Source organism: Bacillus sp. BACIII (assembly GCF_057836745.1).
Window position 1 is genome coordinate 25,001 of record NZ_CM174437.1, and the last position, 14,887, is coordinate 39,887.

General features: G+C 45.2%; 15 protein-coding genes, 2 rRNA genes and 1 pseudogene (1 of these 18 only partly in view). 17 read left to right on the forward strand and 1 reads right to left on the reverse strand.

Features of this window, described 5'->3' with window-relative positions; translation table 11 throughout:
* The 15 genes and pseudogenes from ACXN9U_RS00140 to rsmI form a co-directional block, all read left to right on the forward strand.
* A 23S ribosomal RNA gene (locus ACXN9U_RS00140) occupies nucleotides 1-1,632 on the forward strand; it begins 1,297 nt to the left of the window's first position.
* Nucleotides 1,633-1,683: 51 nt separating this feature from the next.
* Nucleotides 1,684-1,799 (forward strand): 5S ribosomal RNA (gene rrf, locus ACXN9U_RS00145).
* A gap of 173 nt (nucleotides 1,800-1,972) precedes the next feature.
* Nucleotides 1,973-2,167, forward strand: coding sequence for a sigma factor G inhibitor Gin (locus tag ACXN9U_RS00150; RefSeq protein ID WP_007409914.1), 195 nt, complete (start codon nucleotides 1,973-1,975; stop codon nucleotides 2,165-2,167).
* A 151-nt stretch (nucleotides 2,168-2,318) separates the two neighbouring features.
* Nucleotides 2,319-2,933 (forward strand): 5-bromo-4-chloroindolyl phosphate hydrolysis family protein, encoded by a 615-nt coding sequence (locus tag ACXN9U_RS00155; protein WP_060963782.1) that lies wholly within the window; start codon nucleotides 2,319-2,321, stop codon nucleotides 2,931-2,933.
* A gap of 15 nt (nucleotides 2,934-2,948) precedes the next feature.
* A pseudogene (locus ACXN9U_RS00160) lies at nucleotides 2,949-4,066 on the forward strand (toxic anion resistance protein).
* Between the two features lie 78 nt (nucleotides 4,067-4,144).
* Nucleotides 4,145-5,578, forward strand: a complete 1,434-nt coding sequence (locus ACXN9U_RS00165; RefSeq protein WP_060963780.1) for an aminotransferase class I/II-fold pyridoxal phosphate-dependent enzyme — start codon at nucleotides 4,145-4,147, stop codon at nucleotides 5,576-5,578.
* A complete protein-coding gene (tmk, locus tag ACXN9U_RS00170; protein ID WP_016936511.1) occupies nucleotides 5,575-6,213 on the forward strand; it encodes a dTMP kinase in 639 nt (212 codons plus the stop codon). Before ACXN9U_RS00165 ends, tmk begins: the two co-directional genes overlap by 4 nt.
* 70 nt (nucleotides 6,214-6,283) lie before the next feature.
* The gene (gene darA / locus ACXN9U_RS00175) at nucleotides 6,284-6,613 is read left to right on the forward strand and encodes a cyclic di-AMP receptor DarA (protein WP_095284727.1); all 330 of its coding nucleotides are present in this window, start codon (nucleotides 6,284-6,286) and stop codon (nucleotides 6,611-6,613) included.
* Between the two features lie 12 nt (nucleotides 6,614-6,625).
* Entirely contained in the window at nucleotides 6,626-7,066 is a 441-nt protein-coding gene (locus ACXN9U_RS00180; RefSeq protein WP_489202053.1) for a YaaR family protein, read from the forward strand.
* A gap of 11 nt (nucleotides 7,067-7,077) precedes the next feature.
* Entirely contained in the window at nucleotides 7,078-8,067 is a 990-nt protein-coding gene (holB, locus tag ACXN9U_RS00185; RefSeq protein WP_016936513.1) for a DNA polymerase III subunit delta', read from the forward strand.
* Nucleotides 8,068-8,069: 2 nt separating this feature from the next.
* On the forward strand, nucleotides 8,070-8,897 hold the full coding sequence (ricT, locus tag ACXN9U_RS00190) for a competence/sporulation regulator complex protein RicT (protein ID WP_004264723.1): 828 nt from the start codon (nucleotides 8,070-8,072) through the stop codon (nucleotides 8,895-8,897).
* Between the two features lie 14 nt (nucleotides 8,898-8,911).
* The gene (gene yabA / locus ACXN9U_RS00195; RefSeq protein ID WP_016936514.1) at nucleotides 8,912-9,271 is read left to right on the forward strand and encodes a replication initiation-control protein YabA; all 360 of its coding nucleotides are present in this window, start codon (nucleotides 8,912-8,914) and stop codon (nucleotides 9,269-9,271) included.
* Between the two features lie 60 nt (nucleotides 9,272-9,331).
* Entirely contained in the window at nucleotides 9,332-10,075 is a 744-nt protein-coding gene (locus ACXN9U_RS00200) for a tRNA1(Val) (adenine(37)-N6)-methyltransferase (RefSeq protein WP_049627760.1), read from the forward strand.
* Nucleotides 10,062-10,361: a GIY-YIG nuclease family protein gene (locus ACXN9U_RS00205; RefSeq protein ID WP_047478056.1), complete on the forward strand. Its 300-nt coding sequence runs from the start codon at nucleotides 10,062-10,064 to the stop codon at nucleotides 10,359-10,361. The genes ACXN9U_RS00200 and ACXN9U_RS00205 overlap by 14 nt, the downstream gene beginning before the upstream one ends.
* Nucleotides 10,336-11,217 (forward strand): 16S rRNA (cytidine(1402)-2'-O)-methyltransferase, encoded by an 882-nt coding sequence (rsmI, locus tag ACXN9U_RS00210; RefSeq protein WP_060963778.1) that lies wholly within the window; start codon nucleotides 10,336-10,338, stop codon nucleotides 11,215-11,217. The genes ACXN9U_RS00205 and rsmI overlap by 26 nt, the downstream gene beginning before the upstream one ends.
* A gap of 49 nt (nucleotides 11,218-11,266) precedes the next feature.
* Here rsmI and abrB read toward each other — a convergent pair whose 3' ends face one another.
* On the reverse strand, nucleotides 11,267-11,557 hold the full coding sequence (gene abrB / locus ACXN9U_RS00215) for a transition state genes transcriptional regulator AbrB (RefSeq protein ID WP_169510469.1): 291 nt from the start codon (nucleotides 11,555-11,557) through the stop codon (nucleotides 11,267-11,269).
* Nucleotides 11,558-12,040: 483 nt separating this feature from the next.
* Here abrB and metG point away from each other — a divergent pair, with 483 nt between their 5' ends.
* Together metG and ACXN9U_RS00225 are read left to right on the forward strand one after the other, a co-directional pair.
* Entirely contained in the window at nucleotides 12,041-14,032 is a 1,992-nt protein-coding gene (metG, locus tag ACXN9U_RS00220; protein WP_060963777.1) for a methionine--tRNA ligase, read from the forward strand.
* A 75-nt stretch (nucleotides 14,033-14,107) separates the two neighbouring features.
* Complete coding sequence (locus ACXN9U_RS00225; RefSeq protein ID WP_016936519.1) at nucleotides 14,108-14,875, forward strand: TatD family hydrolase; 768 nt, start codon at nucleotides 14,108-14,110, stop codon at nucleotides 14,873-14,875.
* The last annotated feature ends 12 nt before the right edge of the window (nucleotides 14,876-14,887 follow it).

Consider the following 14,887-nt stretch of genomic DNA (forward strand, 5'->3'; position numbering starts at 1 on the left):
CGGTATGAGTAGCGAAAGAGGGGTGAGAATCCCCTCCACCGAATGCCTAAGGTTTCCTGAGGAAGGCTCGTCCGCTCAGGGTTAGTCGGGACCTAAGCCGAGGCCGAAAGGCGTAGGCGATGGATAACAGGTTGATATTCCTGTACCACCTCCTCACCATTTGAGCAATGGGGGGACGCAGGAGGATAGGGTAAGCGCGGTATTGGATATCCGCGTCCAAGCAGTTAGGCTGGGAAATAGGCAAATCCGTTTCCCGTGAAGGCTGAGCTGTGATGGCGAGCGAATTATAGTAGCGAAGTTCCTGATTCCACACTGCCAAGAAAAGCCTCTAGCGAGGTGAGAGGTGCCCGTACCGCAAACCGACACAGGTAGGCGAGGAGAGAATCCTAAGGTGATCGAGAGAACTCTCGTTAAGGAACTCGGCAAAATGACCCCGTAACTTCGGGAGAAGGGGTGCTCTGTTAGGGTGCAAGCCCGAGAGAGCCGCAGTGAATAGGCCCAGGCGACTGTTTAGCAAAAACACAGGTCTCTGCGAAGCCGTAAGGCGAAGTATAGGGGCTGACGCCTGCCCGGTGCTGGAAGGTTAAGAGGAGCGCTTAGCGTAAGCGAAGGTGCGAATTGAAGCCCCAGTAAACGGCGGCCGTAACTATAACGGTCCTAAGGTAGCGAAATTCCTTGTCGGGTAAGTTCCGACCCGCACGAAAGGCGCAACGATCTGGGCACTGTCTCAACGAGAGACTCGGTGAAATTATAGTACCTGTGAAGATGCAGGTTACCCGCGACAGGACGGAAAGACCCCGTGGAGCTTTACTGCAGCCTGATATTGAATGTTGGTACAGCTTGTACAGGATAGGTAGGAGCCTTGGAAACCGGAGCGCCAGCTTCGGTGGAGGCATCGGTGGGATACTACCCTGGCTGTATTGACCTTCTAACCCGCCGCCCTTATCGGGCGGGGAGACAGTGTCAGGTGGGCAGTTTGACTGGGGCGGTCGCCTCCTAAAAGGTAACGGAGGCGCCCAAAGGTTCCCTCAGAATGGTTGGAAATCATTCGCAGAGTGTAAAGGCACAAGGGAGCTTGACTGCGAGACCTACAAGTCGAGCAGGGACGAAAGTCGGGCTTAGTGATCCGGTGGTTCCGCATGGAAGGGCCATCGCTCAACGGATAAAAGCTACCCCGGGGATAACAGGCTTATCTCCCCCAAGAGTCCACATCGACGGGGAGGTTTGGCACCTCGATGTCGGCTCATCGCATCCTGGGGCTGTAGTCGGTCCCAAGGGTTGGGCTGTTCGCCCATTAAAGCGGTACGCGAGCTGGGTTCAGAACGTCGTGAGACAGTTCGGTCCCTATCCGTCGCGGGCGCAGGAAATTTGAGAGGAGCTGTCCTTAGTACGAGAGGACCGGGATGGACGCACCGCTGGTGTACCAGTTGTTCTGCCAAGGGCATCGCTGGGTAGCTATGTGCGGACGGGATAAGTGCTGAAAGCATCTAAGCATGAAGCCCCCCTCAAGATGAGATTTCCCATTCCGCAAGGAAGTAAGATCCCTGAAAGATGATCAGGTTGATAGGTCTGAGGTGGAAGTGTGGCGACACATGGAGCTGACAGATACTAATCGATCGAGGACTTAACCATTTTTGAATGTATGCTTACTGTTATCTAGTTTTGAGAGAACACTCTCAATGGTTTGGTGGCGATAGCGAAGAGGTCACACCCGTTCCCATGCCGAACACGGAAGTTAAGCTCTTCAGCGCCGATGGTAGTCGGGGGTTTCCCCCTGTGAGAGTAGGACGCCGCCAAGCGATATAAAGGTAAAGGCAGCTCATCATGAGCTGCCTTTTTTGTTTTTGAATAAAACAATACAAACACCGAAATACGGCAACGCCCATATACTAATTGCAAACTTCAAAAAGGTCCAAATTGTGTATACAATCAATGGCTTCAGGGAAGGCTATTCATACGGAGGTGGGCACAGATGAATGAAACGTCCAGCCATGAAGAAACATGTATTGTGTGTGAAACTAAAAAAAGCAGGGGTATTCATATTTATACGAAATTTATATGTTTAGAGTGTGAGAAGAAAGTAGTTTCAACTCCAACCTCTGATCCGAATTATGAATTTTTCGTTCGTAAACTGAAAAGCCTTCATACACCGACATTATATTCTTAACCCCTGAAAAGGGTCTTTTTTTTTGCTTAAAAATAAGGGGTTTTTTTCACTTTTTATATAAGAACTGATACGATAAGAAGAGGAACTTGTTTAGAAATGGAATGTAATAGATAATACTGATAAAAGTGAATAAATAGGAGTCGATCCAAATATGAAACCGTTTATTCAATATATGAAATGGACGCTTTGCGGCAGCGCAGTTTTTGTATTAGCGGGGACAGCCGCTTTTACGATAGGGCATCAGCCTTTTCTGTATTCGCTTTTATACGGAGCAGCAGGCGGAACTGCCGTCAGTATGGCCGGACTGTGGAATGCGAAGCGCCTCTTTTTAAAAAAACACCGGCTGACAAGAAAAGAATATACTTATATCAAGGAAAATCTTGAGGAAGCAAGAAATAAAATCGTTCGATTACGCAGGGCGCTTTTTCGCTCTAAAAGTATACAAATGCTGAAGCAGAATGCAGAAATACTGCGGATAACGCGGCGGATATATCTGCTCACAAAGCAGGAGCCGAAGCGTTTTTATCAGGCGGAGCGTTTCTATTATCAAACGCTTGATTCTGTTGTGGAGCTGACCGAAAAGTATGCTCTGCTCTCATCACAGCCGCGAAAAAATAAAGATTTATCAATGTCCTTGAGTCAGACAAGGATGACTCTTGCGGAGCTTGCCAGGCGGCTGGAAGAGGATCTTCATGAACTGATGAAGGAAGACATCGACGATCTGCATTTTGAATTAGATATGGCAAAGCAGTCACTGAGAAAGTAAGAAAGGGGGAAGGAAATGGCCAAAGACCGTTCCGATGATATCATGGGCGCTCGAAATGATCAGGCTAATCTAAGGCTTGCAGATACGCTGCCGGAAGAAAAAGAGAAGCGGCCCTTCAGCTCGCTGAAAAACTGGATCCCGGGAACATGCAAAGCATTGTTCTGTTTGGTTCACAGGCGCAGGCGAATCTTCTTGAATTTTCCCACACGATGATAGAGCATGTGCAAAGGAAAGATGCAGGAGAGATGGGACAGATACTGTCTGATTTGATGAGAAAGCTTGACCAGGTAAATCCTGATGATCTGCAGATGAAGAACAAAGGTTTTTTTGCCCGTTTGTTCAAAAGGGTATCCGGATCTGTGCAGGAAGTGCTTTCGAAGTATCAAAAGACAAGTGTGCAGATTGACCGTATCAGCAGAAGGCTGGAACTTTTTAAAAATGGACTGTTGAGTGATAATAAATGGTTAGATCAGCTGTACGCCCAAAATAAACGATACTTTTCTGACTTGAATATGTATATAGCGGCGGGTGAATTAAAGTTAGATGAGCTGAAAACAAAGCTGATTCCCGAAGCGGTAAGAAAAGCCGAATTAGGGGAACACAATCAAATGGCCGCTCAGGAAGTGAATGACCTTCGCCAGTTTGCCGACCGTCTGGATAAGAGAGTGCATGATCTGCTGCTGAGCAGGCAGATTACGCTTCAGAGTGCGCCGCAAATCCGTCTGATTCAAAACACGAATCAGGCACTGGCAGAGAAAATTCAGTCCTCCATTGTTACGGCTATTCCTTTATGGAAGAATCAAGTTGCCATCGCCCTGACACTAATGAAGCAGCGGAGTGCGGCAGATGCACAGCAGAAGGCGGCGGATACGACGAATCAATTGCTCCTGAAAAATGCTGAGCTTCTGAAAACAAGTACAGTCGAGACCGCCAAAGCCAATGAGCGCGGACTTGTTGAGGCAGATACCCTAAAAAAAGTGCAAGAAAGCTTAGTCACCACACTGGAAGAAATCATGTCTATTCAAGAAGAAGGCAGGATGAAGCGCAGGCGGGCCGAGGAGGAGCTCATGATCATGGAAGGCGATTTGAAAAAGAAACTGCTTGATATGAAGTCTGGCCGGGATAATGGCTAGCTGGCAAAAAGTCTTAGCTTTAAGTTGGCTCACAGGCACGATATAATAAGAAAGACAGGCAAAGGATTTGTTTAAAATATGGACACACCTTTATATACAGCGCTGCTGAAGCATGCGCACCGAAATACGTATTCTTTTCATGTTCCGGGACATCACAATGGAGATGTCTTTTTTGATGAAGCCAGATCTGTATATCAATCTCTTTTATCTATTGATATGACTGAGATCACAGGGCTTGATGACTTACATCACCCGGCGGGGGTCATCAAGGAAGCACAGGAATTGCTGAGCAGGCTATACGGCTCTCGGGAGAGCTTCTTTCTCGTCAATGGAACGACCGCCGGCAATCTGGCGATGATTTTAGCTGTTTGTGAACCGGGCGAGCCCATTCTGATCCAGCGTAATTGTCACAAGTCTGTTTTCCATGCGGTGGCAATGGCTGGAGCCAAGCCGGTGTATTTAGCGCCGGAAATTGATAAAAACATGCATGTGCCGGCCCATGTATCCCTACCGGTCATTGAAAAAGCGTTAGCGTCATATCCGAATGCGAAAGGCCTTGTTCTGACTAATCCGACTTACTACGGGCATGCTGCCGATTTGACCGCGGCAGTTAACAAAGCCCATTCATACGGCGTTCCTGTACTGGTGGATGAGGCTCATGGCGCTCACTTTGTGTTAGGTGAACCGTTCCCGCCATCATCATTGGATATGGGGGCGGATGCCGTTGTTCAATCGGCTCACAAAACGCTTCCGGCTATGACGATGGGATCTTACTTTCATTTAAACAGCACCCGTATTGACAGAGATCGATTAACCTATTATTTAAGCAGTTTGCAAAGCAGCAGCCCGTCATATCCGATAATGGCCTCTTTAGATACGGCGCGCGCCTATGTTCAGGATATCGCTGAAAAAGGGACACTCCCCGGTCATATGGCGCATATTGAACAAATCAAACGAACGTTCGCGTCGATTTCTTCTATTGAAATGATCGAGCCTTCCGGATATGGGCTCAGGGCGGACCCGTTAAAATTCATTCTTCGGTCAAAGCTCGGACATTCCGGCTATTCATTACAAAGTATCTTGGAGAGCGAAGACATTGTTGCCGAGCTGGCTGACGAGTACCAAGTATTGCTCGTCCTGCCGATAGGCGGCCGGCGGATGATAGAACAGGAAACCGTAAGAAACATACAGCAGAAACTGGAGAATACACCGCCCGATAAATTGCCGGATACCGTGAATTGGACCTTTCCGTCCATTTCGACACTTGAATATCCGCAAAATGAGATGCGGAAGTTTCCAAAAGAGCTTACGGATATAAATAAGGCGGCCGGGCGCTTGCATGCGGGGAACATTATTCCTTATCCCCCGGGAATTCCGCTGATCATGGACGGAGAACGGGTAACAGAAGAGATCGTACAAAAGCTTTCCCGTTTAATCGGTATGGACGCACATATTCAAGGCTTGTTAAACGGGGAACAACTACTTGTTTATACAGAAGAGGAGAAATCATGAGCGGTTTATTTATTACATTTGAAGGTCCTGAAGGCGCAGGGAAAACGACTGTGCTTCAGGAAGTGAAAGAGATTCTGTCGGCAAAGGGGCTTCCGGTGACAGCGACAAGAGAACCGGGCGGCATCGACATTGCGGAACAGATCAGAGAAGTGATCTTAAATAAAAACAATACACTGATGGATGCAAAAACGGAGGCGCTGCTCTACGCCGCTGCGAGAAGACAGCATTTAGCCGAAAAGGTGCAGCCTGCATTGGAAGAAGGACGCATTGTGCTGTGCGATCGTTTTATCGACAGTTCGCTGGCTTATCAAGGCTATGCGAGAGGGCTCGGCATTGATGAAGTGCTTTCTATTAACCAGTTTGCAATCGGCGATACGATGCCTGATGTCACCATCTATTTTTCTATCGATCCGGAAGAAGGGCTGAAACGGATTACGTCGAATGATTCAAGAGAAAAGAATCGTCTTGATCTTGAGGCCCTGCACTTTCACACGAAAGTACGTGAAGGATACCAAAAGGTGATGCAGCGTTTCCCTGAAAGATTTCATACAATCGACGCATCGAAAAAGAAGGAACTCGTCATTCAGGACGTACTTCAGGTGATAAATGAAACATTGAAAAAAATTCAGTTGTGACCTGTTTCTCATAAGTTGATATAATGAATGTAACGACCATGTTCTTTCCAACCTAAAGGGGGCCTATAGAATGAAATTAATAATGGCAGTGGTGCAGGATCAAGACAGCAACAGACTTTTAAAAGTATTAACCGACCACAACTTCAGGGTGACGAAGCTTGCGACAACAGGCGGATTTCTTAAATCAGGCAATACGACGTTTATGATCGGGGTGGAGGATATCCGTGTCGATAAAGCGCTCAGCCTCATTAAAGAAAATGGCTGTAAACGTGATCAGATGATTGCCCCGGTATCCCCGATGGGCGGGAATGCGGATTCTTACGTTCCTTATCCTGTCGAAGTGGAAGTCGGCGGAGCGACGGTCTTTGTCCTTCCGGTCGATGAATTTCATCAATTTTAAGGATTTGACGACGTGAAAATAAATTCTGACTTACGCACATTTATTGAGAAAAAGCAGCAGCCTGCTTATAAAGCGACAGAGCTTTCCGGGACGTTTAAAAGTTCATTGGACAGCCAAAGCAGCAAGCTGAAATTTGACCAGCTGAGCAGGTTCTTAACGGATATAGAAACGTTCGGGAAAAGACTGACGAAGTCGAGGAACTTCAAAGACTTAGCGAAATTCAAAGGATTGGTAAAACGTTTTGTAAAAGAGGCCGTTGACAGCGGATTATCGCATGAAACGACGAAAAGCTTTGACATGTACGGCAGCAGCCGGACCCTGGGGCTTGTGAAAGAAATAGATGAAAAGCTGCTCCAGCTGACGGAAGAGATGTTAGATCAGGAAAAACCGGCAATTGATTTGCTGGATCGAATCGGAGAAATAAAAGGTTTATTGATTAACCTTTACACATAGAGAGTGATACAATGGCAATATCATGGAAGGAAATGACCGGGCAGCAGCCCAGAGTGATGCGTCTTTTGCATAATAGCATTGAAAAGAAAAGGCTTTCTCACGCATATCTGTTTGAAGGCAAAAAAGGTACTGGCAAATTGGATGCCGCACTGCTTCTCGCAAAAAGCTTTTTTTGCCTTGAAGACGGGACTGAGCCTTGCGGGGAGTGCCGGAACTGTAAGCGTATTGATTCCGGAAACCACCCCGACCTGCATGTGGTTCAGCCCGACGGATTATCCATTAAAAAGGCGCAGATCCAATCGCTTCAGGAGGAGTTTTCTAAAACAGGACTGGAATCGCATAAAAAGCTGTACATTATATCCCACGCGGATCAAATGACGACAAATGCGGCAAACAGTCTGTTGAAATTTTTAGAGGAGCCGAGTCAAGACACTATCGCTATTCTGATTACTGAGCAGCTCCACAGAATATTGGATACCATCGTTTCGAGATGCCAGGTTCTTCCGTTTCAGCCGCTTCAGCCGAAAGCAATAGAAGAAAGACTGGTTGAACAGGAAGTAAGCCCTCACATGGCCAGACTCTTAGCAAATATGACAAATAATATTGCAGAAGCAGTCGAATTAAGTCGAAATGATGAGTTTGCAGAGTCCAGAGCGAAAGTGATAAAATTGTATGAAGTCTTACATCAGCGGAAAGGACATGCCTTTTTCTTCATTCAGGATCAGTGGGTGCCCTTTTTCAAAGAAAAAACCCATCAAGAAATGGGTCTTGATATGCTCTTATTGATATACCGTGATGTATTATCCATCCAAATTGGAAATGAAGATAAACTGATTTATCAAGACTTATTCCAATCAATAAAACAGCATGCGCTGCAATTTACACAAGAAAGCGTTACGAACCAAATTCTCGCTGTTTTAGAAGCAAAAAAACGGCTTCATTCCAATGTGAATACACAGGGATTAATGGAGCACTTGGTGTTAACGTTGCAGGAGGGATAAGCTTGTACAACGTAATAGGCGTCCGCTTTAAAAAAGCGGGGAAAATTTATTATTTTGATCCGAACGGATTTGATATAGAACAGGACAGCTGTGTCATTGTTGAAACTGTAAGAGGTGTCGAATACGGGCAGGTTGTCATCGCAAATAAACAAGTGGACGAGCATGATGTTGTGCTTCCGCTTCGAAAGGTCATTCGCGTTGCTGATGAACGCGATCTTCTCATCGTAGAAGAAAACAAACAAGAGGCCCTGTCCGCCTTTGAAGTCTGTCAGAAAAAAGTGGCTGACCACGGCTTAGATATGAAACTCGTTGATGTTGAGTTTACGTTTGACCGCAATAAAGTCATTTTTTACTTCACGGCTGACGGACGGGTTGATTTCAGGGAATTGGTCAAAGACTTGGCTTCTATCTTTAAAACAAGAATCGAGTTGCGCCAAATCGGTGTGAGGGACGAGGCGAAAATGCTCGGCGGTATCGGCCCGTGCGGGAGAATGCTTTGCTGCTCCACGTTCCTCGGTGATTTTGAACCGGTATCCATCAAAATGGCAAAGGATCAAAATTTATCGTTGAACCCAACGAAAATTTCCGGTCTGTGCGGCCGTTTGATGTGCTGTTTGAAGTACGAAAATGATGAGTATGAGACGGCAAAAGAACAGCTGCCGGATTTAGGTGAAATGATTACGACGGCAAACGGCCCCGCAAAGGTTGTCGGTCTTAATATTCTGGAACGGGTGCTTCAGGTGGAACTGAAGAATCGTGAAAAAGTGATAGAATATACTTGGGAAGAGCTCTTGGAAGAGGGCGTCGTATCCGCACAAACCACAGATTAACGAGGTGTGGAACCTTGGATAAAAAAGAGTTATTTGATACTGTCATAAACCTGGAGGAACAAATCGGTTCGCTGTACCGTCAGCTGGGTGACTTAAAGCAGCATATCGGCGAAATGATTGAAGAGAATCACCATCTTCAGCTTGAAAACAAGCATTTGCGTAAGCGGCTTGATGACACGACAGAGCAAATTGAGCAATTCAAAGCCGATCAGAAAGAAACAAAAACACAGAAGGCAGAGCAAAGTGATATAGGAGAAGGCTACGACAATCTGGCCCGGCTGTATCAAGAAGGCTTTCATATTTGCAACGTCCATTATGGGAGCGTCCGCAAGGGAGATTGCCTTTTTTGTCTGTCCTTCTTAAATAAAAAATAAGGAAAAGGCTTCCGCTGATGTCGGAAGCCTTTTTCAAAGAGTACCGAAAGGAATAAGATTATGGTTTCATTACGTGATGATGAAAGATTGGATTACTTATTAGCAGAGGATATGAAAATTGTACAGAGCCCGACAGTTTTCGCTTTTTCATTAGATGCCGTGCTGCTGTCAAAGTTTGCATACGTTCCGATTCAAAAGGGAAACATCGTTGATTTATGTACGGGGAATGGAATTGTGCCGCTTCTGCTCAGTACAAGGTCAAAGGCGGATATCACCGGGGTTGAAATTCAGGAGCGTTTGTATGATATGGCGCTCCGAAGCGTGGAATACAACGGGCTGGGCGGTCAGATCAGCCTCATTCATGATGATCTGAAAAATATGCCGGAAAGACTCGGACATAATAAATATGATGTTGTCACCTGCAATCCGCCTTATTTTAAAACACCGAAAGAGGCTGAGCAAAACCTGAACGAACATCTCAGAATCGCAAGGCACGAAATTCTTTGCACGCTTGAAGATGTGATTTCCGTCAGCAGCAAACTGCTGAAACAAGGCGGGAAAGCGGCTCTCGTTCATCGGCCGGGAAGGCTTTTGGAAATCTTTGAATTAATGAAAGCGTACCGAATAGAACCGAAGCGGGTTCAGTTTATTTATCCGAAACAAGGAAAAGAAGCGAACACTATTTTGGTTGAAGGAATTAAAGGCGGCCGACCTGACCTGAAAATTCTTCCTCCGCTGTTTGTATATGATGAACAAAATGAATATACGAAAGAGATCCGCACGATTTTATATGGAGACAAATAGTCATTTCTTTTATGTGCTGCTGTGCAATGACAACAGTCTTTATGCCGGTTATACAAATGATCTGCAAAAACGGCTGAAAACCCACAATGAGGGAAAGGGCGCGAAGTACACAAGGGCGCGGAGGCCGGTTTCGTTATGCCATGCGGAATCATTTGACACAAAACGGGAAGCCATGCAGGCGGAATACCGTTTTAAGCAGCTGACCCGAAAGAAAAAAGAACAATATATAGAAGAAAAACGAAGCAGCAAGGAGGCTGTATATGTTAAGTCGCCAGATGAGTTTTAACGGAAAATCTGAAATGGGAATCCTTTATCTTGTTCCTACACCGATCGGCAACTTGGAGGATATGACCTTTCGTGCAGTGGAGACGCTGAAATCGGTCGATGTTATAGCTGCCGAAGATACGAGACAGACGAAAAAGCTGTGCCACGTCTATGACATAGAAACATCTCTTACCAGTTATCATGAACACAACAAAGAAAGCAGCGGCCATAAAATTATTGAATGGCTGAAAAATGGAAAGAATGTGGCTTTGGTCAGTGACGCCGGTATGCCGACAATTTCCGACCCGGGGGCTGAGATTGTAAGAGATTTTACCCAAATCGGCGGTTATGTCGTTCCGCTTCCCGGTGCAAATGCGGCGTTAACCGCGCTGACCGCATCAGGCATCACCCCGCAGCCGTTTTTCTTCTACGGATTCTTAAACAGACAGAAAAAAGAAAAGAAGAAAGAACTCGAAATCCTGAAAAAACGCCAGGAAACGTTGATTTTTTACGAAGCGCCGCACCGATTAAAAGAAACGTTAACCGCCATGCATGACGTTTTGGGAAATCGAAACATCGCCGTCACGAGAGAATTAACGAAAAAGTACGAGGAATTTATCAGAGGAACGGTCGCCGAGGTGATGGAATGGGCAAATGAAGACCAAATCCGCGGTGAGTTCTGTCTCGTTGTCGAAGGCAATCAAGCTGCTGAACCGGATGAAGATGACAAGCCTTGGTGGACGGAGCTTTCTGAGAAAGAGCATGTGGAGCATTACATAAACGAAGGAGCGTCTTCCAAACAGGCCATAAAACAAACAGCGGTAGATCGGAACGTTCCGAAACGCGAGATTTATGACGCTTATCACATTCAATCATAAAAAAAACCGTTCTTGTATCGTAACAAGAACGGTTTTTGTATGAAATAACTTATTTTTGGTTTTGAAGCTGATTTTGAATTTCAGAGATGATTTGCTCAGCGCCTTCTTTGCTGAGTACCAATTTGCCGCCGGCAAGTTTAAGGTTATCATCAGAAACTTCACCAGTAACTTGGCAAGTCATGTTTGGTTTATATTTTTTAAGGATGATTTTTTCATCATCAACATAAATTTCAAGAGCGTCTTTTTCTGCGATGCCCAGTGTACGGCGAAGTTCGATAGGGATAACTACGCGTCCAAGTTCATCAACTTTACGTACGATACCAGTAGATTTCATTAACAGTCTCCTCCCGAGAGATAATTATTTTGTAGTTTATATTTTTCTTCGTCATTATTCGACAAAATTCCTTACATTCCTAGCATAACAAGGTTTCCAATAATCGTCAATCTTTTTGTTTACTATTGATTGTAAGAATTAGTTCTTATAGTAAGTAAAGCCTTGGAAATCCTGAAATAACAGGCTTTTTGACTGCTTTTTCAAACCTATTATCCTACTGAAAATCCTTTTAAATCAAGACTTTCGAACCAAGATGTTTTATATTAGTAGATTATATACGACAAATTTCGACATGTTAAGACTTTTTTTAATTTCAATAAAAATTTTTAATTTTATTTACTCTTTTACGCGCAGTACGTATATATCCTTGATCTTAAAGGCTAAGATGGTATCATAGATAGAGGACAAATATCAATATTGTATATCAAATAAAACCGCTCTCGTCCTTTGGGCGTGAGCTTTTCGACATTCTGAATGGGAGGTTGCAACATGCCGCAAGACAATAATACTTTTTATATTACGACCCCGATATATTATCCGAGCGGAAAATTACATATCGGCCATGCTTATACTACCGTGGCCGGCGATGCGATGGCGCGTTACAAAAGATTAAAGGGATTTGACGTACGCTACCTGACAGGAACGGATGAACACGGACAAAAAATCCAGCAGAAAGCGGAGGAAGAGAATATCACACCTCAGGCTTACGTGGATCGTGCTGTGGCTGAGATCCAAAAACTATGGAAGCAGCTCGACATTTCTCACGATGATTTCATCCGGACGACGGAAAGCCGGCATAAAGAAATTATTGAGAAAGTGTTCCAAAAGCTTCTTGATAATGGTGATATCTATCTTGATGAGTATGAGGGCTGGTACAGCATCCCTGATGAAACATTCTATACTGAAACACAGCTGGTGGATGTGGAACGAAATGAAAAGGGTGAGGTTGTCGGCGGAAAAAGCCCGGACAGCGGCCACCCAGTCGAATTAATCAAAGAGGAGTCATACTTCTTCCGCATGAGCAAATATGCAGACCGCCTGCTGAAGTTTTATGAGGACAATCCTTCCTTCATCCAGCCTGAATCACGCAAAAATGAAATGATTAACAATTTCATTAAACCGGGGCTTGAAGATTTGGCCGTTTCCAGAACGACGTTTGACTGGGGTGTAAAAGTGCCGGGAAACCCGAAGCATGTCGTGTATGTATGGATTGACGCATTGTTCAACTACATTACGGCGCTCGGTTACGATACGGAAAATGATGAGCTTTACAAAAAGTACTGGCCTGCTGACGTCCACCTTGTCGGTAAAGAAATTGTCCGTTTTCATACCATTTACTGGCCGATTATGCTGATGGCGCTTGATCTCCCGCTTCCTAAGCAAGTATTCGCGCATGGCTGGTTATTGATGAAAGACGGAAAAATGTCGAAATCAAAAGGAAATGTCGTTGATCCGGTAACATTGATTGAACGCTACGGCTTGGATGAGCTTCGCTATTACCTGCTTCGCGAAGTGCCATTTGGTTCAGACGGTGTCTTTACGCCGGAAGGTTTTGTAGAACGGATTAATTATGACTTGGCAAACGACTTAGGAAACCTTCTGAATCGTACAGTTGCTATGATCCAAAAATATTTTGACGGTGAGATCGGTTCATATGAAGGAAATGTGACCGATTTTGATTCAGAGCTTTCTTCTGTAGCCGGTGAAACGGTTAAAGCATATGAAAAGGCAATGGAAAACATGGAGTTCTCAGTGGCTTTATCAACGCTATGGCAATTAATCAGCCGTACGAACAAATATATTGATGAAACTGCTCCGTGGGTGCTGGCCAAAGATCCGGAAAAAGAAAAAGAATTACGTTCTGTCATGTATCATTTAGCTGAATCATTGCGTATTTCGGCCGTACTGCTTCAGCCTTTCTTAACGCAGACACCTGAAAAAATGTTTGCTCAGCTCGGAATTGAGGATCAGTCTCTTAAAGCTTGGGACAGCATTCAGACATTCGGCCAATTAAAGAACGCGAAAGTGAAAAAAGGGGAGCCGCTTTTCCCTCGTCTTGAAGCTGAAGAGGAAGTAGCTTACATCAAGCAAAAAATGCAAGGGACTGCTCCTGTGAAAGAAGAAAAAACAGAAGAGCCGCAAGAAGCAGAGCGTCTTCCGGAAATTACGTTTGATCAATTTATGGATACAGAACTTCGCGTCGCAGAAGTCTTGTCCGCAGAACCGGTGAAAAAAGCGGACCGTCTGCTGAAGCTGCAAATTGATCTGGGCTTTGAACAGCGCCAAGTTGTATCAGGTATTGCGAAGCATTACACACCGGATCAGCTTGTGGGAATGAAGATCATTTGTGTAACGAATCTAAAACCGGTAAAACTGAGAGGCGAGCTTTCCCAAGGGATGATACTGGCAGGAGAATCTGACGGCGTCCTTAAGGTTGTAGCTGTCGACCAGTCATTACCGAAAGGCACTAGAATTAAATAATAGATGCAAAAGGTGTTTCACGTGTAACATTTCGTCGAACACCTTTTGTTTTTCAACAAGAAAGGAGTTTTTATGATGCTTTTTGATACACATGCGCACTTAAACGCCGAGCAATTCGACACAGACTTAGAAGAAGTCATTGCGCGTGCAAAGGCTGAAAAAGTTGAACGAATCGTCGTTGTCGGATTCGACAAACCTACCATCACGCGGGCGATGGAGCTGATTGAGGAATATGACTTTATATACGCTGCGATCGGCTGGCATCCGGTAGACGCGATTGACATGACAGAGGAAGATTTATCATGGATTAAGGAACTGTCCGCTCATGAAAAAGTCGTGGCAATCGGAGAAATGGGCCTTGATTATCACTGGGACAAATCACCAAAGGATATCCAAAAAGAGGTATTCCGGAAACAAATCGCGCTCGCCAAAGAAGTGAACCTTCCAATTATCATTCACAACCGTGATGCGACTGAGGATGTTGTCACGATTTTGAAAGAAGAGGGAGCGGAAGAAGTCGGCGGCATTATGCACTGCTTTACGGGCAGCGCGGAGGTTGCGCGGCAGTGTATGGATATGAATTTCTATATTTCATTCGGAGGACCGGTTACCTTCAAAAATGCGAAGAAACCAAAAGAAGTGGCAAAGGAAATTCCGAATGACCGTTTGCTGATCGAAACTGACTGTCCTTTCCTGACACCCCATCCTTTCCGCGGCAAACGAAATGAGCCAAGCTACGTGAAATATGTTGCTGAACAGCTCGCGGAATTAAAAGGACTGACGTATGAAGAAATTGCTTCAATAACAACCGAAAACGCAAAAAGACTTTTCCGCATGAACTGACAAAATGCGCTG